Origin of the sequence: Streptomyces sp. NPDC004732 (assembly GCF_040609235.1) — a bacterium.
Classification (GTDB): Bacteria; Actinomycetota; Actinomycetes; order Streptomycetales; family Streptomycetaceae; genus Streptomyces.
In genome coordinates this window covers 56,574-79,031 of record NZ_JBEXJR010000015.1, presented here as the reverse complement: position 1 = coordinate 79,031, position 22,458 = coordinate 56,574, and the positions used below count along the sequence as shown (strand labels likewise).

The window sequence follows — 22,458 nt, the reverse complement described above, 5'->3', positions numbered from 1 at the left end:
CTCAACAGGCCCGGAATGGAAGCCGCGCCCCCCTGGTTCTAGCCTGGGGGGCGCGGCTTATTTCGTACGCCCGCGTGAGACGCACAGGAACGAGGCACAACATGACCGACCCGGTGACGCTGGACGGCGACGGCTTGATCGGCGAGTTCGACGAGAAGCGGGCCGAGAACGCCGTGCGCGAACTGTTGATCGCCGTGGGGGAGGACCCCGACCGCGAGGGCCTCCTGGAGACTCCGGCGCGGGTGGCGCGTGCGTACCGGGAGATATTCGCCGGTCTGTGGCAGAAGCCCGAGGACGTCCTGACGACGACGTTCGACCTGGGGCACGACGAGATGGTCCTCGTGAAGGACATCGAGGTCACTTCATGCTGTGAGCACCATTTGGTCCCCTTCCGCGGCGTGGCGCACGTGGGGTACATCCCGGCCGCCAGCGGCAAGATCACCGGCCTTTCGAAGCTGGCCCGGCTCGTCGACGTCTATGCGCGCCGCCCGCAGGTGCAGGAGCGCATGACGACCCAGATCGCGGACTCGCTCATGGAGATCCTGGAACCGCGCGGCGTCATCGTCGTCGTGGAGTGCGAGCACATGTGCATGTCGATGCGCGGCATCCGCAAGCCCGGCGCCAAGACGATCACTTCCGCGGTGCGCGGCCAGCTGCGCGATCCCGCGACGCGCAATGAGGCGATGAGCCTGATCATGGCTCGCTGAGACGGATTATCTCGTTCCGCTCAACTCGCTTTCTGCGGGCGGGTGTTGTGGCCCAAAGTGGTGGACGGTGCGAGTGGTGGCCGAAAGACTGCGTGGGTGACGAATACACATACGCAGCCCCTGCCCGTCCGCAAGCTCGGCGGCCTGGAGGTCTCCGCCCTCGGCTACGGCGCGATGGTGCTCTCCCCGGGGGTCTACGGCGAGGTCGACGACGAGCGCGGTGAGCGGGCCGTTCTCGCGGCGGTCGACGCGGGCGCAACGATCATCGACACCTCCGACGGGTACGGGGCCGACGGCCACAACGAACAGCTCATCGGCAGGGCCCTGAAGGGGCGCCGCGAGCAGGTCGCGATAGCCACCAAGTTCGGCTTCCGGCTGCCGGAGGGCGTGGAGCCGCACCCCTTCCCCATCGGATACGCCTTCGGGGAACTGGCGGTCAACGGCGACCCCAAGCACGTACGCGGCTATGCCGAGGCGAGCCTGCGGGCCCTGGGGACGGACTACATCGACCTGTACTACCCGCACTTCCCCGACCCGCAGATCCCCCTGGAGGAGACCGTCGGGGCGGTCGCCGAGCTGATCAGTGCGGGGCTCGTGCGGCACCTGGGTCTCTCGAACGTGACGGCGGACCAGCTGCGGGCCGCGCACGCCGTGCACCCGGTGGCGGCGGTGCAGATCGAGTGGTCGATGTGGCGGCCCGCCGAGCCGGAGATGCTGGCGGCGGCGCGTGAGCTGGGCGTCGGGCTCGTGCCGTGGTCGCCGCTGGGCGCCGGGTTCCTGACCGGCACGGTCGGCCAGGTCAAGGACGGCGACTTCCGGCAGAACGCGCCGCGCTTCGACGCGGCGAACCTGAAGGCCAACAACGACCGCTTCGCGCCCGTGCGGGGCATCGCGGAGGAGCTGGGCATCACCCCGGCGCAGCTTGCGCTCGCCTGGCTGCTGCACCAGGACCCGAACGTGGTGCCGATCCCCGGCAGCCGTACGCCGAAGCACATCGAGGAGAACCTCGCGGCGGCGCACGTGAAGCTGGACGCGGACGTCCTCGGGCGGCTGGAGCGGATCCTGGGGGAGACGGAGGTCGAGGGCGGCACGCTGCTGTAAGGCACGCTGCTGTAAGGGCCGCAGGGCCCACCAGGGGCCTTTCGGAAGGCTTCCCTGACCCCGCGGGGTGTGGGGGCGGGGAAGCCAGCCACGGCGGTCTCATGCCGCCTTACGCCGCCGCGTTCCCGTGCCGCTTACGCCGCCGCGGTCGTCTCGCCGTTCTCGTCGTCGTCCTCGGGGAGCTTGCAGACCCGCTCCATGAAGAAGGCGGCCGCTATCACCGCGATGCCCATCAGGACCGAGAGCCCGGCATAGACCGCCTGGTCACGGCGGGGCGGGATGTCGAGGAACTCCAGCATGAACGCTCCCGTCCCGCCGTACATCCCCGCGACGAGCGCCGCGACCAGGGCGCTGGCCTGGCCGAAGACGACGGCACGGGCCGCCATCATCGGCTCGACGCCCTTCGCGCCGGGGCGCCGCTCGCGCTGGGCCCGCAGGCGCGAGCGCAGGGAGAGCGCCGTCGCCAGCAGGGTGACGGCGATGACCGCGAGCACGATGGGCGCGGCCAGCGGCACGCGAGGCAGCGTGCCGACGGAGTCCCAGAGACGGGCGCCCGACCAGGACAGCACCCCGGCCGCGAGGAAGAGGCCGACCAGCGTCCTGATGCGCAGTTCCTTCACGGGTGACCCTTCATCGGCTTGCTTACCTCGACCGCCTCTTCCAACGACTACTCCGGCAGCCGGAGTTCCAGGTCGGCGCGGGGAGCCACGCCGTCACGGGTGACCGCGGCCAGCAGCTCCGCCACCGGGCCCCGGCCGGTGAGCTGGGCCTCCGGCTCCACGTCGTGCCAGGGGGCGAGGACGAAGGCGCGCTCGTGGGCGCGCGGGTGGGGCAGCGTGAGCGTCGGGTCGTCGGAGACCACGTCCGCGTACGCCACGATGTCCACGTCGATCGTGCGCGGGCCCCAGCGCTCGTCCCGCACGCGGTGGAAGGCCTCCTCGACCGCCTGCGCGCGCTCCAGGAGCGAGGCGGGCGGCAGGGTCGTCTTCACCACGACGACCGCGTTGAAGTACGACGGCTGGCTGCCGGGGTCGACGCCCCACGGCTCGGTCTCGTACACCGGAGAGACCGCCTTGACCCGCAGGCCAGGGGTGTCCTCCAAGGCGTCGATGGCGCCCTGCAGCGTCTCCAGGCGGTTGCCGAGATTGCTGCCGAGGGAGATCACGGCGCGTTTGGGGTTGGACAGGGTCGTGTCCGCGGCGTCCACCTGCTCGACCACGGAGGTGGGCACCGGCTGGACGGTGGGGTCGCTCTGACCCGCCTTGAAGGGCGCACTCATACTCGGCTCCGGGTGATGGTGACGGTCACGTCGTCGAACGGGACGGTGATCGGGGCGTCCGGCTTGTGCACGCAGACCTCGACCTCCAGAACTCCGTCGTGCTTCAGACACGCCTGGGCGATGCGCTCCGCGAGCGTCTCGATGAGGTCGACGGGCTCGCCCTCCACGACGGCGACGACCTCCTCGGCCACGATGCCGTAGTGCACGGTCTTCGACAGGTCGTCGTCGGCCGCGGCCGCTCGCGTGTCCAGACCAAGCACCAGGTCCACGATGAAGGTCTGGCCCTCTTCGCGCTCCCGCGGATAGACACCGTGGTGCCCGCGGGCCTTGAGGCCGCGCAGCGCGACACGATCCACGCGAATCACTCCTGCAATCGTCGGTATCGGCAGGCCTGCACCGAGTGCGGTCGGCACACCAGCCTCGATCGAATCTACCTGCGAGCACTGACAGCACTCGCCCGCGGGGCCCGTCGGGCCCCACGGCACACACTGGTCGAAGCGCGTCTACCCACTCAGGTGGGTGTCTCCTCGCCCTCTTCGTCATCGGTTTCCGCGAGGACGGGTGACGCGTGATGCGACCAGAGCTTCCAGCCGTCCGGTGTGCGGCGAAACACATTGGTGGCGACCACGAGCTGCCCCACGAGCGGGCCGAGCTCACCGCCGCCCTCCGGGGGCGGTCCGCCGCTCAGGATGTTCTCCGTGCACGTCACCAGGGCGGTGTCACCGGCCACGCCGACCTTCAGGTCGGTGAGGAAGAACTGGATGTACTCGGTGTTCGCCATGATCAGCGCGTACGACCTGAGGACCTCGCCGCGGCCCGTGAGGACCGGCCAGCCTGGGTGGACGCAGGAGACGGCGTCACCGGCCGCGTCGCCGTCCTCCGTGCCCTCGGCGCCGTCCCCGGCGCCCGAGCCCTCCACGGCGTCCACAGCGTTCTCGGAGTCCATCCATAGGTCGGACACCTCGTCGAAGTCGCCGCGTTCCAGTGCTTCGTAGAACGCGGTGTTGGCGAGCTGTACCTGCTCGATGTCGGTCCTGGCCGCGGTCACTGAGGGCCGCCTGCCGCGCCGGTCACGGCACGGGCGACACGGACCGCGTCGGCGGTGGCCCGCACCTCGTGCACGCGGACCGCCCAGGCGCCCTGGTGGGCGGCGATGGCGGAGACGGCGGCGGTGGCGGCGTCCCGCTCGCGGGCGGGCGGCGGGGCGCCCTCCGGGCCCGCGAGGACCCGCCCGAGGAAGCGCTTGCGGGAGGCGGCGACGAGGATCGGATGGCCGAGCTCGCGCAGCCGGTCCAGGCGGGCGAGGAGCGACAGGTCGTGCTCGGCGTCCTTGGAGAAGCCGAGGCCGGGGTCGACGACGATGCGCTCGGGGGCGATACCGCCCTCGATGGCGGCCGCTACGCGCGCGTGCAGCTCGGCGACGACTTCGGAGACCACGTCTTCGTACACCGGTTCGGCGTGGATGTCGGTGAGGAAGCCGCGCCAGTGCATGACCACGAAGGGGGCCTGCGCGGCGGCGACCGCCGGGACCATGCGCGGGTCGGCGAGGCCGCCGCTGACGTCGTTGACGAGGACGGCGCCCGCGGCGAGCGCCTGCTCGGCGACGGTGGCGCGCATCGTGTCCACGGAGACCGTGACGCCCTCCGCGGCCAGACCCCGCACGACGGGCACGACGCGCCTGAGCTCCTCGGCCTCGTCCACGCGGGGGGCGCCGGGACGGGTGGACTCGCCGCCGACGTCGACCAGGTCGGCACCCTGCGCGACCAGGTCGATGCCGTGCTTGACGGCGGTCGTCGTGTCGAACCAGCGGCCGCCGTCGGAGAAGGAGTCCGGCGTCACGTTCACCACGCCCATGACCGCACAGCGGTCCCACTCCGGCAGCCCCTGGACCGATCCCCGCCCGCGCAACGTACTCATACCTCCAGCCTAGGCCCGGAACCGGCGCGATTACGCCGCCTGGACCTCCCGCTCCGCGGCCCCGTGCGGGCAGGGGCGGCGCTGGGCGGTGCCCCTGCGAAGGAAGCGGGGCAGGGCGAGCGTGACGAAGCCCTCGGCCTGCATGGCGGCGAAGCCGATGCGGGGGAGGTCCTTGCTGGAGCGGTAGACGACGAAGCGGGGCTCCCAGCGGGGGCGGAACTTCGCGTTGAACTTGTACAGGGACTCGATCTGGAACCAGCGGGACAGGAAGACCAGCAGGCCCCGCCAGGCGCGCAGGACCGGGCCCGCGCCGATCTTCTCGCCGCGGGCGAGGGCCGCGCGGAACATCGCGAAGTTGAGGGACACGCGCGCGATGCCGAGCTTCGGCGCGGCCTGCAGGGAGGCCACGATGAGGAGCTCGTTCATGCCGGGGTCGGCCGAGCGGTCGCGGCGCATGAGGTCGAGGGAGACGCCGTCCTTGCCCCACGGGACGAAGTGGAGGACAGCCTTCAGGTCGCCGTAGGGGCCCGGCTCCTCGTCCGCCTTGTGGGCGGTGGCGATCAGACAGTCGCCGTCGTCCGGGTCGCCGATGCGGCCGAGCGCCATGGAGAAGCCGCGCTCGGTGTCGGTGCCGCGCCAGTCGTCGGCGGCGCGCTGGATCCTGGCGAGCTCGTTCTCGCCGAGGTCACGGATGCGCCGTACGCGCGTCTCGTAGCCATTGCGCTCGATCCGCTTGACCATCTGGCGTACGTTGCGCATCGCACGCCCGGACAGGGAGAAATCCGCGACGTCCACCACCGCCTCGTCGCCCAGCTCCAGGGCGTCCAGGCCGGTCTCGCGGGTCCAGACCTCGCCGCCCGTCTCGGAGCAGCCCATGACGGCGGGCGTCCAGGAGTGGGCCTTCGCCTCGTCCATGAAGCGCTCGATCGCGCCGGGCCAGGCCTCGACGTCGCCGATCGGGTCGCCGCTGGCGAGCATCACTCCGGAGACGACGCGGTAGGTGACGGCGGCCTTGCCGCTGGGGGAGAAGACGACGCCCTTGTCGCGGCGGAGCGCGAAGTGGCCGAGGGAGTCGCGGCTGCCGTGCTTGTCGAGCAGCGCGCGCAGCTTCGTCTCGTCGTCCTCGGTGAGGCGCGCGGCCGGGTGCTCGGGGCGGAAGGCCAGGTAGATGGTGGTGAGGGCGGTGAGCATACCGAGGGCGCCGAGACTGAAACCGACGGTCCAGGATGTGCGTCCGTAGTAGTCGACGGGGCCTTCGAAGCCGAAGAGTCCGTAGAGGACGTGCTCCAGGCGCTCCGTGATGCTCGGGTCTCCGATGACCTTCCCGGGATGGACGCTGACGATCACCAGGCCCAGCAGAATCGATCCGGCACCGAGGAGGACGAAGTTGGCAAGCGCCCGCCAGCGACTGCGTGGGTCGGGCAGGGCGGTGAACTCACTCCGATGGCGCAACAGCAGTGCGAGCAGCGCGAGCGAGATCACGACGCCGATGATCGAGTGCCGGTACGCGAACTGCGCCACGGCGCCCGCGGGCAGCAGCACCACGGCGGCCCGCCAGGCCCGGCGCTTGTGGCGCCGCAGGCCGTGCGCGAGCAGGAGCAGCAGGATGCCGGAGCTGAGCGCGAGGGCGGCGGCGAAGGGGCCGAGCGCGCCGGGCAGCACCTCCGCGATGGCATGCATGCGGCTGTGCCGGAACCGGGGGAACACGCCTGCCGCGACGTTCAGAACTCCGACGAGGGCGCAGGCTCTGGCGACCAGGGTCGGCACCACCTCGGGGCGTGGACCGCGCAGCATCTTGTGGAGCCGGCCGTCGCGGTGGCGCACCTCACTGTCCGGAACCTCGCCCGACATTTCCCCATCTATCCTGACAGACATCGCATCCCGTAGTTCTGCGAGAGAGCTTTAATCCGGTGCCAAAAGCGCATCCGGCTACATTGCGACCTCTAGGACGGTCCTTCAGGGAGACGGGTTCATTCCCGACCGGAAACCGCTGGAAAAGCTCAGGCAGGCCCCCCGGCAGACGTCGGCACGGCCGTCCCGGGTCCGGTCAAGCCGAGGCACGTGCCCGGCACAGGTAGAAAGCGCAGGCAGAACACCCCATGGGTCTCACGAGCAACAACGTCCTCGCCCTTGCGGTCTTGCTGGCGGTACTGCTCTTCGTCGGCACGATCTGGCTCTGGCCGCGGCTCGCCCGCCGCAGCTGGAAGGCGATCACCGGCCGCGTCGGGCTGCTCCTCGCCACCCAGGTCGCGGTCTTCGCCTCGGTGGGCCTGTCGGCCAACCAGGCCTTCGGCTTCTACGCCACATGGGCCGACCTCTTCGGCCAGGAGACCGCTCCCGGAGTGGTGGTCGATCACGATCCGGCCAAAGGAGCAGGGCCCGTCAAGGTCGTCGACACCCAGCCCGTGAACGTACCCGGCGGCGGCCGGCCCGCCACCGGGGGCCAGATCCAGAAGATCGAGGTGGGCGGGAAGGTGTCGGACATAGCCAGCCCCGCCTACGTCTACCTGCCGCCCGAGTACTTCCAGCCGCAGTACAAGAACCGCAAGTTCCCCGCAGCCGTGGTGCTCACCGGTTACCCGGGCACCGCCGAGGCGCTCACCAAGGGGCTCCACTACCCGCAGACCGCCCACAAGCAGGCCGCCGACGGCACGATGCAGCCGATGATCCTCATCATGATGCGGCCGACCGTGGCGCCGCCGCGCGACACCGAGTGCGTGGACGTGCCGGGCGGGCCGCAGACCGAGACGTTCTTCGCCAAGGACCTGCCCGGAGCGATATCGGACCACTACAGGGTGGGCCGCAAGGCGCAGAACTGGGGCGTCATCGGCGACTCCACCGGTGGCTACTGTGCGCTGAAGCTCGCCATGCACCACCCCGGCGTGTACGGCGCGGGAGCGGGTCTTTCCGCGTACTACAAGGCGCCCATCGACGTCACCACCGGAGACCTCTTCCACGGTGACAAGGAGCTGCAGCAGCGCGCCGACCTGGACTGGTACCTCGACCACATGCCGCCGCCCAAGACGTCCCTCCTCGTGACCACCAGCAAGAAGGGCGAGGACAACTACGACGCCACCAAGAAGTTCATCGACAAGGTGAAGGCGCCCACGCGCGTCTCGTCGATCACGCTCGAAAGCGGCGGGCACAACTTCAACACCTGGCGCCGGGAGATCCCCGCGACGCTGAAGTGGATCAGCGGGCGCCTGAGCGACGACTAGGGCTCAGGCCCTCCTGGCGACCGGGGGCTCAGGCCCCCTTGATCGCCGTCACCGTCTCCAACTCGACCTCCGCGCGCGCGATGTCGCGCGCGTCCGCCGCCGTCGAGCGCCGCAGTGCCTCGTGCAGCCGGGCCGGTGTGAGCACCCCGAGGAACCGGCCCTCGCTGTCCTTGTCGATGACCGCGATCCAGCCCGCGTCGTGCTGCAGCATCGTCGCGAACGCCTGCTTCAGGCTCGCGCCGACCGGCAGCCACGCCTCCATGCGGCGCGCGTGCTCGCGGACCGTGCCGCTCCCCCCGCGCGCGTGCTCGGCCGAGAGCCAGCCGTGCAGGTTGTTCTCGCCGTCCAGGACGACGGCCCAGCGGGCGCCGAGCTCCTTGGGCAGCGGGTCGTCGAGGTGCACGACGGGCGGCTGTTCCAGATCCCCCTCCTCGATCGGCGTCACGGAGAGCCGCTTCAGGCCGCGGTCCGCGCCGACGAAGTCGGCCACGTAGTCGTTCGCGGGGGCGCCGAGGACCGTCGAAGGGGTGTCGAACTGCTCGATGCTGCCCTGGCCGTAGACCGCGATGCGGTCGCCGAGGCGGACCGCCTCCTCGATGTCGTGCGTGACGAAGAGCACGGTCTTGCGCACGGCCTGCTGGAGGCGGAGGAACTCGTTCTGCAGATGCTCCCGGACGACGGGGTCGACCGCGCCGAAGGGCTCGTCCATCAGGAGCACCGGCGGGTCGGCGGCCAGGGCGCGGGCCACGCCGACGCGTTGGCGCTGGCCGCCCGAGAGCTGTTCGGGATAGCGGTCGCCGAAGACGGCGGGGTCGAGGCCGACCAGATCCAGGAGTTCGGCGGCGCGCTCGCGGGCCTTGCCGCGCTTGACGCCGAGGAGATGCGGGACGGTCGCCGTGTTGTCCAGCACCGTCTTGTGCGGGAAGAGGCCGACCTGCTGGATCACATAGCCGATACGGCGCCGCAGTTGGACGGGATCAATTCCGGATATGTCGTCGCCGTCGACGAATATCCGGCCCTCGCTCGGCTCTATGAGCCGGTTCACCATTTTCATCGTCGTCGTCTTGCCGCAGCCCGAAGGGCCCACGAGCGTGACCAGTTCACCCTCGGCGACCTCGAAGGACAGATCGTCGACGGCCTTGGTGCCGTCCGCGTAGCGCTTGGTGACGTGCTCGAACCGGATCATGGTTCCCCATTGTGGAGGGCGGCGAGGGGCTTTGCGTAAAGGCAGTGTTGCGGCCGTACAACGACTCACTGCGATTGTCAGTGCCTCACGTTAGGGTCGCCAGACACGGGGGGACGTGTGTACGGCATACGTCCAGGATTTCGGGGGAGGTGGGGCGCGTGGCCGAGCAGAACTGTCTGGTGACGAACGACTGGATCTGCGGGGAATATCTCCGCACTCGCAGCCAGGAGTTGATCGACGCGACCCTTGAGCACGTCGGGATCACGCTCGTGTCCGTGGCGATCGGAGTCGCCGTGGCCCTGCCGCTCGCGCTGCTCGCACGGCGCGTGCGCTTCCTCGCGGGACCGATCCTCGGCGTCACGACCGTGCTCTACTCGGTCCCTTCGCTGGCGATGTTCTCGCTGCTCCTGCCCCTCTTCGGGCTCTCCGTCTCGCTGGTCGTCACGGGCCTGGTGCTGTACTCCCTGACGGTCCTCGTGCGGAACATCCTGGCCGGTCTCCAGGCCGTCCCCGAGGAGGCGCGGGACGCCGCCAAGGGCATGGGGTACGGCCCGTTGAGGCTGCTGTGGGAGGTGGAGCTGCCGCTCGCGCTGCCCGCGCTGCTGGCCGGTGTGCGCATCACCACGGTCTCCACGGTCGCGCTGACCACCGTCGGCGCCATCGTGGACTACGGAGGCCTGGGCACGCTCATCCTCGACGGCCTCGACACGACCTTCAAGGCCCAGGTCCTGACGGCCTCGGTGCTCTGCGTGCTCCTCGCCGTCACCGCCGACCTGCTGCTGCTCGGACTCCAGCGGTGGCTGACACCGTGGACGAGGGCCCATCGCATCCGTCCGAACCGGGCGTCGCGCAAGGCGGCCGTGGCCAAGGTGGCTGAGTCCGCATGAACGCGATCACCGGTGCGTACGACTGGCTGACCACGGGAGCCAACTGGCAGGGCGAGAAGGGCGTGTGGCACCGCCTCGCCGAGCACCTGTACTTCAGCGGGGTCTGCCTCGTCGTCGCCTGCCTCATCGCGCTGCCCCTCGCGCTGTACCTCGGCCACATAGGCAAGGGCGGCGCCCTCGCGGTCAACATCTCGAACGTCGGCCGCGCGGTGCCCACGCTGGCCCTGCTGATCCTGCTGACGCTCACCCCGCTCGGCGAGCACGGTGACGCGCCGACGCTGATCGCGCTGGTGCTCTTCGCCGTGCCGCCCCTGCTGACCAACGCCTATCTGGGGATGCGCGAGGTGGACCGCGCGGTGGTGGAGGCCGCCCGCGGGATGGGGATGAGCGGCGGCCAGCTGTTCGCGCGGGTCGAGCTGCCGCTCGCGTACCCCTTGATCATGACGGGCATCCGCTCCGCCGGAGTGCAGGTCGTCGCGACGGCCACGCTCGCCGCGATGGCGGGCGAGGGCGGTCTCGGCCGGATCATCACGGCCGGGTTCAACCTGCAGAACACCCCGCAAGTGGTCGCGGGAGCCATCCTCGTGGCGCTGCTCGCGCTCCTCGTGGAGGGGGTCCTGGTGGCCGCCGGGCGGCTCTTCGACCCGATGCGGCGGTAGGGCGGCGGGGAAGTCCCGGTGTGTGTGCGGTCCGGCGGCCGGTGGTTCGGCGGTCCGTTCCAGTGAGTTCTGAATTCCTTCCTTTCGAAATGGTGGTTCACCGATGAACAGCACAACGCGTCGCGCGCGACGGATGGCAGGGGCGGCCGCGGTCGTCGTGGCGCTGACCGCGGGTCTCGCCGCGTGCGGCGGGGACAGCCTGGAGGACGACGGCAAGGGGGCGGACACGGCGGGCGGTGACAAGAAGGGCTCGCTCGTGGTGGGTTCCGCACGGTTCACCGAACAGAAGGTGCTCGCCGAGCTCTACGTGGGCGTCCTGGAGAAGGCCGGTTATGACGCCGAGGTCAAGACCGTGCAGAACCGCGAGATCTACAAGCCGGAACTGAAGAAGGGCTCCATCGACGTCGCGCCCGAATACGCGGCGACGCTCGCGGAATTCCTCAACCTGGAGAAGAACGGCCCGAAGGCGAAGACCGTCGCCTCCAGCGATCTGGACGCCACGGTGAGCGCGCTGGAGAAGCTCGCGAAGCCGCAGGGCCTGAAGGTGCTCCCGGCCGGTGCGGCGGTCGACCAGAACGCGTTCGCGGTCTCCAAGGAATACGCGGCGAAGCACAAGCTCAAGACCTTGTCGGATCTCGGCAAGTCGGGTGAGAAGGTCAAGATCGCGGCGGGCGACGAATGCGAGTCCCGGCCGTTCTGCGCGCCCGGTCTGAAGAAGAAGTACGGCATCGACGTCGCCGGAATCGACCCCAAGGGCGTCGGCACCACGCAGTCCAAGCAGGCCGTCAAGAACGGCACGGACCAGTTGGTGCTGACGACGACGACCGACGCGACGCTGAAGAACTACGACCTCGTGATCCTCGAGGACGACAAGAAGCTGCAGAACGCGGACAACATCCTTCCCGTGGTGAACGCGAAGGAGGCCGGCAGCAAGGAGATAGCCGCCGCGCTCGGCAAGCTGACGAAGACGCTCACGACGGACGACCTCATCGAACTCAACCGGAAGGTCGACGAGGAGCGTCAGAAGGAAGCGGACGTCGCGCAGGAGTATCTGAAGTCGAAGGGCCTCATCTGAAGTCGCTCAGGATCGAAGTTGATCAAGAAAGGCGCGGGAAGTTCCGGGACCGAAGCGGAAGTTGAGCGCTGAAACAAAGTGGAAGAGGGGGAGGGGAGTTGCGGCGAGTTACGGCCGTGGTGCCTGCTTTTTGCCGGGTGGGGCACCAGACTTCGCCTACGCGCGGTAAGTTTCTGGCCATGCCACGTGGACGTCACCGCCATTCCCCACCCCTGCACAGGCTGCTTCCCCCCTCGACGGTCGCAGGCGTTTCGATTCTCAGCGCCGGCGGCGCCTGGATGTTCGCGGAACCAATCGTGCTCCGCGGGCTCGTCGCGGCCGCGGCGGCCGCCGCCGTCGTCGGCTCCGTCGTCATGCGCCGCTGGGACCAGGCGGCGGGCAAGCGCGTCGCCGAGCTCGGCCGGGCCCGCGCGAGCGACGAGTGGCGCTACGAGGAACGGATAGCCGAGGCCGAGTCGGACCTCGAGGAGTCCCGCGAGCTGCGGGGCAGGCTGGAGACGAGGCTGCGCGCCAAGCGCGCCGAGCTCGCGGCCCTGCGCAACGAACACGCCGCGCTCCTGAGGCGGTACGCCACCGCCGAGACGGAGCGGGCCAGCGCCCTCGAGGGGCGGCGGCTGCTCGCCATAGAGGCGACGTCACCGGCCCCCGCGCTGCCCGCGGCCGGTGCGGCGGCCACGTCCGGTTCCGGCGCCGAGGACCTCGTACCCGCGGTGCGGGCGGGGGCGCCGGTGCCGTCCGCGCGTACGGAGCCTGCTCCGCGTACGGAGCCTGCTCCGCGTACGGAGCCTGCTCCGCGTACGGAGCCTGCTCCGCGTACGGAGGCTGCTCCGCGTACGGAGGCTTCAGCTCGTACGGAGGCTTCAGCCCGTACCGAAGCTTCCGCTCGTACGGAGAACTCCGCGGCGCCTTCGAAGGCCGCTGCCAGGCCGGGCACGAGCCCCACCCCTTCGCTGTTCCTGCGGGCCAACGCGGCGCTCGACCGCATGGTCCCGGCCCCGTCGTCCCCCGCACCACCGGAAGCGGCGCCAGGAGCCGCGCCGGAAGCGGAGGACGAGTCGCGGGGGAAGCCCGGGGCGGCCGATGGATACGCCGGGCACGAGCGCGCGGTCGCCGTCGCGCCGCCCGCGCAGGCACGACGCCAGGCCCCCCAGGGCGGATTCGACTTCTTCGGCACGAAGAACGTGACGCCGGCCGCGCTGGAGTCCGTGCAGAACGAGGACCTCGCCGACGTGGTGGGCGAGGAGGCCCTCGCGGTCCACAAGGCGGAGACCGAGGGAGAGTTCAAGGACGCTCCCGAGGGCGACGCGGCGCGTGGCGTCGGCCAGGTCATCGACCTGACGGCCCATGACGAGACGGAACAGATCGACGTGGCGGAGCTGCGGACGGCCCTTCGGGCGTAACGCTCCGCTGTGGTGGGGCGGTGTCGAAGGGCGGCCGCGGGACGGTTGTGGTTGGTCGCGCGGTTCCCCGCGCCCCTGACAGTCCACCGGAGCCGTTCAGGACATCCAGCGGTCAGGGAGGGCCTCCCGGCGGCCCGTTCGGGAGCGGTCCGCCTGGGAGGACAGCAGCGCTGACGCCTCCTCGGCGGGGCGCAGGCGGGCCGTCACCGTCTTGTTGGCGCCGGTGTCGAGGCGTACGTCGGCGACGCCCTTGTACCGCTCCCACGGCCCCTGGGAGAGCCGCACGCTCTGCACCTTGGCGTGCGGCACCAGGGAGAGGCGGCGCTTGAACAGGCCGTGGCGGGCCGCGAAGACCTCGTCGGTGACCGCCAGGCCGTACCCCTTCCACCAGAACGGCACACACCACGCCGCACGCGCGGGCGGCCGCACGAGGTCCGCCGCCTCCGGCACCCGGACTCCCGGCAGGACCCGCCCGATCACCTCCCCGGCGAGCTCGCGCGGCGCGACCGGCACCAGCACGCTGTTGGCCGAGCCCGCCACGTCCAGCTCGACCCGCACCCAGCCGCGCCGCCGCCACAGCAGAGGCTGCACCACGTGCACGGTCTGCACCCGGCCCGGCGGCACGGTCTCGTGGGCCTTGTCGAGCAGCCCGTAGTCGATGCGGAGGCCGTCGGGGGACTCGCCCACCGTCCAGTCGTACTCCTTCATGAAGCGGCCCCCGCTGCTCGCGAACGCGCCGCCCAGCATGGGGAGGGCGGTCGCGACGACCGTCCACACGTTGTGCGTGGCGAACCAGAGGAAGGCGGGCACCACCGTCGCGGCGATGAGCATCGCCCAGGGCGCGCCGGTCAGCAGCAAGGAGAAGGCGAGCGTGCGCGGCTGGACGTGCAGCAGGCCCCGCACGGGCGCCTCGCCGACCCCGCGCGCCTCCTCGGGGGCGAAACCGGCCGCCCGCGCGAGCAGTTCGGCCCGCAGCTCGGCGGCCTCGCGCTCGCCGAGGTAGGCCAGCTCGTCCTTCTTCTCCGCCCCGACGACGTCCAGTTTGAGCTTGGCGACCCCCGCGATGCGGGCGAGCAGCGGCCGCGTCACGTCGACGGCCTGGAGCCGGTCGAGCCGGATGTGGGCGGTGCGCCGGAAGAACAGCCCGGTGCGGATGCGCAGCTCGGTGTCGGTGACCGAGAAGTGGGTGAACCACCAGCTCAGGAAGCCGTACAGGGAGCCGCCGATGACCACTGCCGCGCTGCCGAGGAGCAGGGTGGTGGCGGTCAGCGCGGAGAGGCGCTGCTGTGCGCCGTTCGGGTCGTGGACCGCCCAGCCCACCAGGACCGCGAAGGGCGCCCACGCGCGGCGCAGCGGTGTGACGGGGTGCAGCCGCCGCTCGGGCACGGTGGCTGCCGAGATCGTGCCGTCCGCCGATTCCCGTACGTCCTTCACAGCCCCGCCGATCGGGACTCGCCCAGCTCGGTCAGGCGGTCGCGCAGCCGCTCGGCCTCCTCGGGGAGCAGCCCCGGGATGCACGCGTCGGTGGCCGCCGCGGCGGTGTGCAGCTGGACGCTCGCGAGCCCGAAGCGCCGCTCCACGGGGCCCGACGTCACCTCGACGAGCTGCATCCTGCCGTACGGCACGACGGTCTCCTCGCGCCAGAGCACGCCCCGGCTGATGAGGAGGTCGTCGGCCCGCTCCGCGTACCGCCAGGAGCGCCAGTTCCGGCCGAGGACCGGCCAGCCCCAGGCCACGAAGGCGAGCGGCAGCAGTGCGAAGGCGGCCCAGGCGGGGCCGACGAACAGGCCGAGCAGAATGCCGACGGCCGCCGCGAGCGGCACCAGCCAGACCACCAGGAGGAGCCGCCGCAGCGACAGCAGCCCTCTCGGCAGTCCGGTCCACACCGGCTCGGTCTGCTCCCGTGCCGGTCCTGCGGGCCCCGCTGTCCCCGTGTCCATGCCTCAAGCGTACGTAGGACCTCTGACACGGCGACGCGTGCGAGAGACTGTCGCCATGAGTCCCACGACGGAGACCACCACGGAGACCACGCTCGGCATCGGCGGAGCGGCCGAGAGCACCGACATGGTGCTCAACATCGGCCCCCAGCACCCGTCCACGCACGGCGTGCTCCGCCTCCGCCTGGTCTTGGACGGCGAGCGCATCCAGCACGCGGAGCCGGTCATCGGCTATATGCACCGCGGTGCGGAGAAGCTCTTCGAGGCCCGGGACTACCGGCAGATCGTGATGCTGGCCAACCGCCACGACTGGCTGTCGGCGTTCTCGAACGAGCTGGGCGTCGTGCTGGCCGTGGAGCGGATGCTCGGCATGGAGGTCCCCGAGCGCGCCGTCTGGCTGCGCACGCTGCTCGCCGAGCTGAACCGCGTACTGAACCACCTGATGTTCCTCGGGTCCTACCCCCTGGAACTGGGCGGGATCACTCCGGTGTTCCACGCGTTCCGCGAGCGCGAGGAGCTCCAGAACGTGATGGAGGAGATCTCCGGCGGCCGCATGCACTACATGTTCAACCGCGTGGGCGGCCTCAAGGAGGACCTGCCCGCCGGATGGACCTCCCGCGCGCGGGAGGCGGTCGCTTCGGTGCGGTCGCGCATGGACGTGTACGACCGTCTCGTGCTCGGCAACGAGATCTTCCGGGGTCGTACGCGCGGTGTCGGCGTCCTCACGCCCGAGGCGGTGCACGGCTTCGGAGTGAGCGGTCCCATCGCCCGTGCCTCCGGAGTCGACTTCGACCTGCGCCGCGACGAGCCGTATCTGGCGTACGGCGAGCTCCAGGACACCCTGAAGGTCGTCACGCGCGAGGAGGGCGACTGCCTGGCCCGCTTCGAGTGCCTCCTGGAGCAGACCCACGTCGCCCTGGACCTCGCCGACGCCTGCCTGGACCGGATCGCCGAGCTCCCGCAGGGGCCGGTCAACCAGCGTCTGCCGAAGGTCCTCAAGGCCCCCGAGGGCCACACGTACGCGTGGACCGAGAACCCCCTCGGCATCAACGGCTACTACCTCGTCAGCAAGGGCGAGAAGACGCCGTACCGCCTCAAGCTGCGCTCGGCCTCGTACAACAACATCCAGGCGCTGACCGAGCTGCTTCCGGGGCAGCTGGTCGCGGACATGGTGGCGATCCTCGGGTCACTGTTCTTCGTGGTCGGGGACATCGACAAGTAGGCGTCGATCGGCAAGTAGGGCGTCAATCGGCAAGTAGCGCGTCCAGCGCGACGCCGACGGGCTGCAGCAGCCAACCGAAGTCGCCGAGGCCGCCGGGCGCGGTCAGCTCGGCGGCCTCTCCCGCGCGTGAGAGGGCGCGTACGTACGCCGTCGGGTCGCTGGAGGCGAGCGCCAGTGGCGGGCGGCCGCCGTGCACGCCCAGTGCGCCGAGCGCGGCCCGCTGGGTGAGCAGCGCGGCGCCGTCCCGCGCGCAGGCGTCCAGCGCCACATGAGCGGTGATGTCGCAGCCGCCGTCGGGCACGGGTGCCGTCTCGCGGCCCTCCCTGAAGCCCGTGAGCGTCCCGAACGGCGGGCGGGTGTCCCGGGTGTGGGCGTAGTCGACGGCGACCGCGAGGCCGCGCGTCAGCGTCGCCACGGCGGCCGCCCACGCCTCGTCCCTGGGGTGCCCGATCTCCGCGCGCAGGCCGGGATCGGGGTCCAGCGGCCACCAGCGGGCCAGCCAGTCGGCGTCAGGGCCCTCGACGGGGCCGCCCGGCGACTCGGTGCCGTCGGTGCGTACGAGCATCCGGTACGGCATTCCGTCGGCGGCCACCTCGGCGACGTCCACGGGGACGTTGTCCAGCCACTCGTTGGCGAACAGCAGGCCCCTCACGCCGGACGGCGGCGCGGCACACCACTCGATGCGCGGGTCGAGGCCCGCGGGGCGCTCCGCGAGCTCCACGGCGTACGCACGCACGCGTGCCGCCACATCGGCGGGGAGCGCGGCAAGGACAGCCGTGGTGAGTTCGCCGCGGCCCGCCCCCATGTCCACGAACGCCACCTCGTGCGGGTGACCGAGCTCCGCGTCCAGGCGGCACAGCAGGCGCGCCACGGCGCCCGCGTAGAGGGGCGAGGCGTGCACGGAAGTGCGGAAGTGGGCGGCGGGTCCTTCAGGGCGGCGATAGAAGCCCTGCGGGCCGTACAGGGCGGCCTCCGTGGCCTCGCGCCAGCCGCGCGGGGCGGCCGTTCGCGGCGCGTCCTTGTCGTTCGTCACAGCCCGCAGGTTAAGCGGGCCTCCACCTTGGGGAGTACATGTACCTGCTGCGGATCGGACCTTCGGTTGACCCAAGGGCGCCAATGGGCTGCCTACGCTGGGTTACGTGCAGCGCCTCTATGACTTCCTCCGCAGACACCCGACATGGGTCGACGGCTTCTGGGCCTTCGTCCTGCTCGGGATCTCCGGGATCGGTCTGCTGTCCATGTCCGAGGGGGGAGGACGTGGTCCGCGGATCCTTTCGATCCCCATCGCGATCGGCCTCTCCCTGGTGGTGGCGCTGCGCCGACGCGTCCCCGAGAAGATGCTGGTGCTCGCCGCGGTCCTCGGTTTCCTGCAGCTCGTCTTCGACGTGCAGACGCTGCCCGCGAACTTCGCGATGCTGGTGATCGTCTACACCGCGGCGGCCGACGGACCGCGCTGGGCCTCGCGCTTCGCGCTGGTCGGCGGCTTGTGCGCGGCTCCGCTCGCGATGATGCGCTGGCCCACGAACGACACCAGCGTCTTCGGGCTCGTCTTCTTCACGATGTTCCAGATCGTGCCCTTCGCGCTCGCCTGGGTCCTCGGCGACTCCATCCGCACCCGCCGCGCCTACCTCGCACAGCTGGAGGAGCGCGCCGACCGCCTGGAGAGGGAGCGCGAGGCGCAGTCGAAGGTCGCGGTGGCGGCCGAGCGGGCCCGGATCGCCCGCGAGCTGCACGACGTCGTGGCGCACAACGTCTCGGTGATGGTGGTCCAGGCCGACGGCGCCGCGTACGTCATGGACGCCGCGCCCGACCAGGCCAGGAAGGCCCTGGAGACCATCTCGGGCACCGGCCGCCAGGCCCTGGCCGAGATGCGCCGACTGCTCGGCGTGCTGCGCACCGGTGAGCCCGAGGAGAGCGGGGAGTACGTCCCGCAGCCCGACGTCGAGCAGCTCGACGAACTCATCGAGCAGGTGCGCACGGCCGGTCTGCCCGTCGACTACAAGGTGGAGGGCACCCCGCGCCCCCTGCCCAGCGGCGTGGAGCTCACCGCGTACCGCATCGTGCAGGAGGCCCTCACCAACACCCGCAAGCACGGCGGGGAGAACGCGGGGGCGAGCGTGCGCCTGGTCTACTTCGACGACGGCCTGGGGCTGCTGGTCGAGGACGACGGCAAGGGCGCCCCGCACGAGCTGTACGAGGACGGCGGGGCCGACGGCAGCGGGCACGGCCTGATCGGCATGCGCGAGCGGGTCGGCATGGTCGGCGGCACGCTGGACGCGGGGCCGCGTCCGGGCGGCGGCTTCCGGATCAGTGCACTGCTGCCGCTGAAACCCGCACACTGAACCCGACCCACCGAACCCGACTCACCGAACCTCCCCGAAGGGATCTCCTTGATGTCGATCCGCGTGATGCTCGTCGACGACCAGGTGCTGCTGCGCACCGGGTTCCGGATGGTGCTCGCCGCCCAGCCGGACATGGAGGTCGTCGCGGAGGCGGGTGACGGCGTGGAGGCCCTGGAGGTGCTGCGCGGGGCCGAGGTCGACGTGGTGCTGATGGACGTCCGCATGCCGAAGCTGGACGGCGTGGAGACGACCCGGCGCATCTGCCAGGACGAGAACCCGCCGAAGGTGCTGATCCTGACGACGTTCGACCTCGACGAGTACGCCTTCTCGGGGCTCAAGGCCGGGGCGTCCGGCTTCATGCTCAAGGACGTGCCTCCGGGGGAGCTGCTCGCCGCGATCCGCTCCGTGCACAGCGGTGACGCGGTGGTCGCGCCGTCCACCACGCGACGGCTCCTGGACCGCTTCGCCCCGATGCTGCCGAGCACCGGCGGCCAGCCGCAGCACAAGCACCTGGAGCGCCTCACCGACCGGGAGCGCGAGGTCATGGTGCTGGTCGCCCAGGGCCTGTCGAACGGTGAGATCGCGGCCCGGCTCGTCCTTTCGGAGGCGACCGTGAAGACGCACGTCGGGCGCATCCTGACCAAGCTGGACCTGCGGGACCGGGTGCAGGTGGTCGTCCTTGCGTATGAGGTGGGGCTCGTGCGGGCCGGGGGAGCCTCCTCCTAGCCGGACGGCTCTAGCGCAGCACGCCCTCGATGAAGTCGCTGCCCAGGCGGGACACGACGCCGATGTCCAGCTGGTGCTGGACATAGCGCCCGCGGCGGCGCGTGGTGATCATGTCGGCCTTCTTCAGGACGCTCAGGTGCCGGGATATCTCCGGCGCCGTCATGCCGTGCGCGTCGGCCAGCTCGCTCGTCGTGTACGCCCCGCGCGCGAGGTGCCTGCACAGGCGCATCCGCACCGGGTGCGCGAGTGCGGACATGCGGCGGGTCAGCTGCTCCACGGTGGGCGGGGAGGTGAGGCCGGGGGCGCTGATCGGGTACGTGATCGACGCCTGCCAGCCCCTGCGGTGCAGCACCCAGAGGTGCGGCCAGCCGAGGCTGGTCGGGACGATCACCAGGCCGCCCGAGCCGGTGGCGCTCCGGCCCACGGAGATCTTGTCCACGGTGATGAGCTGTCCGCTCTCGTCCAGGGACACCGCTCCGGAGATGGCCTTCAGGGCCTCCGAAAGCCCCTTGCGCCGCAGCAGCTCGGTCTTGTGCCGGGCGTCCGCCGCCAGTTGATGGTTCACCCGGGCCCAGGTGTCGGCGAAGAAGGCCTCGTCGCAGTCCTCAAGGAGCGTGCGGAACCAGGCGCGGACGACCGGCGGGTCGTCGAGGAGCCGCCGGGTGAAGCGCACCTGGTGCGGGCCGCGCGCGGCGGCCAGGTCCAGCGCACGGCGTTGGACGACGGGGTCGCCCAGGAGGTTGCGGTCCGGCTCCTCGTACGTCGACTGGCAGGTGAACTCCAGGGCCGCGTCCACGAACTGTTCGTCGGTCAGCTTGTCCAGCTGGTCTAGCTCCTCGGCGAGCGTGGCGCCCGGCAGCGACCTGCGTCCGGGCAGTCCCGCGAAGGGCGCGAAGACGTCCGAGAACGTCGTGCGCCACAGGAAGTCGGCCTCGCAGAGGCGGTCCGCGAGGCACGGGTCGAGGCGGGTGGACACGGCCGTCGCCCAGCCCTGCAGCCCGGGGTGGTGGCCCGGCTCGGACAGCGCGTGCAGCGACATGCCGAGTTCGGACAGGGGCGACGGCGCGATGTGGATCCGCTCCTGGGGCAGCCCGCTGATGTCGATGCTCACGCTCATGACCCCATGGTGCACCTCGCCACCGACAGCGCGGCCGTCGATTGACGAGCGCCGTCAATCGACGCGACGGGGGCGGGACGGCGGGAGCAGGCTTGTGGTCATCGGGAGCACGGCAGAGGCGCCGTGACCGACACCCACCCCCCGACCCCACCCGTCACTGTCGACGGCCGAGCCGAGGCACGACCGGCCCACCGATGTCCGTTAAGTACTATTTATACCGAGAGGGTATCCGTCATGAGCGTCACCCAGCAGTTCCTCCTCGACTCCTACCGCGCCGCGCAGCACGGCGGACCGACGCCGCCCGCGCCCGGACAGCACGACTGGCAGGCGGTCCGCGAAGTCCGCGATTACGGCCGTTTCCAGGCGGTCCTGGCGGAACGCCCCGCGCACGGCAGGGTCCGCGCCGCCCTGGCCCGCCTCATGCGGGGATCCGTCGCACGAACTCCGCGACCGCTTCCCTGACGTCGTCGGCAGTCCACTTCAGGCCCTCCTCGGTCACGGTGACCTCCGTGACCGAGAGGCCGGGCGGGCCGTCCGGGAACCAGCGCCCGAAGAGCAGGGTGCCGGTCTCCTCCGCCTGCCCGACGCCCGCCTCGTCCAGTACGTCCGGTGCGTACGGCAGCCACACCTGGAACTGATGGGTGTGCGGGCGCTCGGGGTGCACGCGCGACCAGGGCACCCCCGCGGCCGCGAACCCCTCGTGCAGCGCCTCGGCGACCACGCGCGCGTGGGAGACGTACTCCGGGAGTCGGGGCAGCGTGTGCTTCAGACCGAGAAGGGCCGACACCGCGGTCGGGAACTGCTGGAACAGCTGCCCTCCATAGCGGTGGCGCCACACCCTCGCCTCCTCGACGAGCGTGCGCGGACCGGCCAGCGCGGCGCCGCTCAGCCCTTCGAGGGACTTGTAGAACGACACGTACACGGAGTCGGCCAGACCGGCGATCTCCGCGAGGCCGCGGTCGAAGTGCGGCGTGCACTCCCACAGGCGGGCGCCGTCGAAGTGCACGACCGCGTCCCGCTCGCGGGCCGCCGCCACGACCGCCTCCAGCTCCTCCCACTCCGGCAGGACGAAACCTGCGTCCCGGAGAGGCAGTTCGAGCATCAGAGCCCCGAAAGGCTCCTCGAAGTCCCGTACTTCGTCCGCCGTGGGCAGCCGCGGCTCATCCGTCGGATGCACCGTCCGCAACCCGCTGACCACGGAGAAGGCGCCCCCTTCGTGCATTTCTGGGTGCGCCTTCGGATGCAGTGCGACGGTCGCGTTCCCCGTCCGGCCCGCCCAGCAGCGCAACGCGACCTGCTGTGCCATGGTCCCGGTCGGGAAGAACGCCGCGTCCTCCTTGCCGAGCAGCCGCGCGACCTCTCCCTCCAGGGAGGCGACGACGGCATTGCCGTAGATGTCGGTGGGGTCCTCCGGGGCGGCCACCTCGGGAGCCGCGGCCGCCAAGGCCGAGAGACGCTCGGTCAGGGGGACGTGCAGGACGGAACGGTGCAGGGCCCGGGCCGCGCTCCGGGCGGCGGCGCGACGGCGGGCCGACTGGATCTCGTACGTATCCGCACCCTGTGGTTCCGGCTGGTCTTGTACTGCGCTTTCAGAGGGCATCCTCCGAGCATGGCCCGTTCACCGTCCACCGGTCATATGAATAACCACAGCCTGTGGACAGCGAAAGACGCGGCGCCAACCGATC

General features: G+C 71.0%; 23 protein-coding genes. 11 read left to right on the top strand and 12 right to left on the bottom strand.

Going from position 1 to position 22,458, the window contains the following annotated elements; genetic code table 11:
* Window positions 1–101 precede the first annotated feature (101 nt).
* Window positions 102–707, top strand: a complete 606-nt coding sequence (gene folE, locus ABZV77_RS35305; protein WP_356266201.1) for a GTP cyclohydrolase I FolE — start codon at window positions 102–104, stop codon at window positions 705–707.
* Window positions 708–803: 96 nt separating this feature from the next.
* Window positions 804–1,808, top strand: coding sequence for an aldo/keto reductase (locus ABZV77_RS35300; RefSeq protein WP_356266198.1), 1,005 nt, complete (start codon window positions 804–806; stop codon window positions 1,806–1,808).
* Window positions 1,809–1,942: 134 nt separating this feature from the next.
* Here the strand turns inward: ABZV77_RS35300 and ABZV77_RS35295 are convergent, their stop codons facing one another.
* The 6 genes from ABZV77_RS35295 to ABZV77_RS35270 form a co-directional block, all read right to left on the bottom strand.
* On the bottom strand, window positions 1,943–2,428 hold the full coding sequence (locus ABZV77_RS35295) for a DUF3180 domain-containing protein (protein ID WP_356266195.1): 486 nt from the start codon (window positions 2,426–2,428) through the stop codon (window positions 1,943–1,945).
* Between the two features lie 47 nt (window positions 2,429–2,475).
* Window positions 2,476–3,087, bottom strand: a complete 612-nt coding sequence (gene folK / locus ABZV77_RS35290; protein WP_356266192.1) for a 2-amino-4-hydroxy-6-hydroxymethyldihydropteridine diphosphokinase — start codon at window positions 3,085–3,087, stop codon at window positions 2,476–2,478.
* Window positions 3,084–3,443, bottom strand: a complete 360-nt coding sequence (gene folB, locus ABZV77_RS35285) for a dihydroneopterin aldolase (protein ID WP_356266189.1) — start codon at window positions 3,441–3,443, stop codon at window positions 3,084–3,086. Before folB ends, folK begins: the two co-directional genes overlap by 4 nt.
* A gap of 155 nt (window positions 3,444–3,598) precedes the next feature.
* Window positions 3,599–4,135, bottom strand: coding sequence for a nuclear transport factor 2 family protein (locus tag ABZV77_RS35280; RefSeq protein ID WP_356266186.1), 537 nt, complete (start codon window positions 4,133–4,135; stop codon window positions 3,599–3,601).
* Complete coding sequence (folP, locus tag ABZV77_RS35275) at window positions 4,132–5,004, bottom strand: dihydropteroate synthase (RefSeq protein WP_356266184.1); 873 nt, start codon at window positions 5,002–5,004, stop codon at window positions 4,132–4,134. The genes ABZV77_RS35280 and folP overlap by 4 nt, the downstream gene beginning before the upstream one ends.
* Window positions 5,005–5,034: 30 nt before the next feature.
* Complete coding sequence (locus tag ABZV77_RS35270) at window positions 5,035–6,855, bottom strand: phosphatidylglycerol lysyltransferase domain-containing protein (RefSeq protein WP_356266181.1); 1,821 nt, start codon at window positions 6,853–6,855, stop codon at window positions 5,035–5,037.
* Between the two features lie 248 nt (window positions 6,856–7,103).
* On the opposite strand from ABZV77_RS35270, the gene ABZV77_RS35265 reads away from it, so the two are divergent.
* Entirely contained in the window at window positions 7,104–8,222 is a 1,119-nt protein-coding gene (locus ABZV77_RS35265; protein ID WP_356266178.1) for an alpha/beta hydrolase-fold protein, read from the top strand.
* Between the two features lie 28 nt (window positions 8,223–8,250).
* Here ABZV77_RS35265 and ABZV77_RS35260 read toward each other — a convergent pair whose 3' ends face one another.
* A complete protein-coding gene (locus tag ABZV77_RS35260; RefSeq protein WP_356266176.1) occupies window positions 8,251–9,408 on the bottom strand; it encodes a betaine/proline/choline family ABC transporter ATP-binding protein in 1,158 nt (385 codons plus the stop codon).
* A gap of 158 nt (window positions 9,409–9,566) precedes the next feature.
* Here ABZV77_RS35260 and ABZV77_RS35255 point away from each other — a divergent pair, with 158 nt between their 5' ends.
* From ABZV77_RS35255 to ABZV77_RS35240, 4 genes are all read left to right on the top strand, one after another.
* Complete coding sequence (locus tag ABZV77_RS35255; protein WP_356266174.1) at window positions 9,567–10,295, top strand: ABC transporter permease; 729 nt, start codon at window positions 9,567–9,569, stop codon at window positions 10,293–10,295.
* Window positions 10,292–10,954 carry an ABC transporter permease gene (locus ABZV77_RS35250; RefSeq protein ID WP_356266171.1) on the top strand — a complete coding sequence of 221 codons (663 nt, stop codon included), beginning with the start codon at window positions 10,292–10,294 and terminating at the stop codon, window positions 10,952–10,954. The genes ABZV77_RS35255 and ABZV77_RS35250 overlap by 4 nt, the downstream gene beginning before the upstream one ends.
* A 103-nt stretch (window positions 10,955–11,057) precedes the next feature.
* Window positions 11,058–12,029 (top strand): ABC transporter substrate-binding protein, encoded by a 972-nt coding sequence (locus ABZV77_RS35245; protein ID WP_356266169.1) that lies wholly within the window; start codon window positions 11,058–11,060, stop codon window positions 12,027–12,029.
* A 179-nt stretch (window positions 12,030–12,208) separates the two neighbouring features.
* Window positions 12,209–13,429 carry a hypothetical protein gene (locus ABZV77_RS35240; RefSeq protein WP_356266166.1) on the top strand — a complete coding sequence of 407 codons (1,221 nt, stop codon included), beginning with the start codon at window positions 12,209–12,211 and terminating at the stop codon, window positions 13,427–13,429.
* 96 nt (window positions 13,430–13,525) lie between these two features.
* Here the strand turns inward: ABZV77_RS35240 and ABZV77_RS35235 are convergent, their stop codons facing one another.
* Window positions 13,526–14,863, bottom strand: a complete 1,338-nt coding sequence (locus ABZV77_RS35235; RefSeq protein WP_356266163.1) for a PH domain-containing protein — start codon at window positions 14,861–14,863, stop codon at window positions 13,526–13,528.
* Complete coding sequence (locus tag ABZV77_RS35230; RefSeq protein WP_356266160.1) at window positions 14,860–15,369, bottom strand: PH domain-containing protein; 510 nt, start codon at window positions 15,367–15,369, stop codon at window positions 14,860–14,862. Before ABZV77_RS35230 ends, ABZV77_RS35235 begins: the two co-directional genes overlap by 4 nt.
* Before the next feature lie 55 nt (window positions 15,370–15,424).
* Between ABZV77_RS35230 and ABZV77_RS35225 the strand changes: the two genes are divergently transcribed.
* The gene (locus ABZV77_RS35225; protein WP_356266157.1) at window positions 15,425–16,588 is read left to right on the top strand and encodes an NADH-quinone oxidoreductase subunit D; all 1,164 of its coding nucleotides are present in this window, start codon (window positions 15,425–15,427) and stop codon (window positions 16,586–16,588) included.
* A gap of 22 nt (window positions 16,589–16,610) precedes the next feature.
* On the opposite strand, the gene ABZV77_RS35220 is transcribed toward ABZV77_RS35225, so the two are convergent.
* Window positions 16,611–17,630 carry an SAM-dependent methyltransferase gene (locus ABZV77_RS35220; protein WP_356266354.1) on the bottom strand — a complete coding sequence of 340 codons (1,020 nt, stop codon included), beginning with the start codon at window positions 17,628–17,630 and terminating at the stop codon, window positions 16,611–16,613.
* A 97-nt stretch (window positions 17,631–17,727) separates the two neighbouring features.
* On the opposite strand from ABZV77_RS35220, the gene ABZV77_RS35215 reads away from it, so the two are divergent.
* Both ABZV77_RS35215 and ABZV77_RS35210 read left to right on the top strand, forming a co-directional pair.
* A complete protein-coding gene (locus ABZV77_RS35215; RefSeq protein ID WP_356266154.1) occupies window positions 17,728–18,930 on the top strand; it encodes a sensor histidine kinase in 1,203 nt (400 codons plus the stop codon).
* Between the two features lie 51 nt (window positions 18,931–18,981).
* The gene (locus ABZV77_RS35210) at window positions 18,982–19,656 is read left to right on the top strand and encodes a response regulator transcription factor (protein WP_356266151.1); all 675 of its coding nucleotides are present in this window, start codon (window positions 18,982–18,984) and stop codon (window positions 19,654–19,656) included.
* Window positions 19,657–19,666: 10 nt separating this feature from the next.
* Here ABZV77_RS35210 and ABZV77_RS35205 read toward each other — a convergent pair whose 3' ends face one another.
* On the bottom strand, window positions 19,667–20,773 hold the full coding sequence (locus tag ABZV77_RS35205) for a DUF5937 family protein (RefSeq protein ID WP_356266148.1): 1,107 nt from the start codon (window positions 20,771–20,773) through the stop codon (window positions 19,667–19,669).
* 234 nt (window positions 20,774–21,007) lie between these two features.
* Between ABZV77_RS35205 and ABZV77_RS35200 the strand changes: the two genes are divergently transcribed.
* Window positions 21,008–21,235, top strand: coding sequence for a hypothetical protein (locus ABZV77_RS35200; protein ID WP_356266146.1), 228 nt, complete (start codon window positions 21,008–21,010; stop codon window positions 21,233–21,235).
* Here ABZV77_RS35200 and ABZV77_RS35195 read toward each other — a convergent pair.
* A complete protein-coding gene (locus ABZV77_RS35195) occupies window positions 21,192–22,373 on the bottom strand; it encodes a beta-eliminating lyase-related protein (RefSeq protein WP_356266143.1) in 1,182 nt (393 codons plus the stop codon). The genes ABZV77_RS35200 and ABZV77_RS35195 overlap by 44 nt on opposite strands.
* Between the last annotated feature and the right edge of the window lie 85 nt (window positions 22,374–22,458).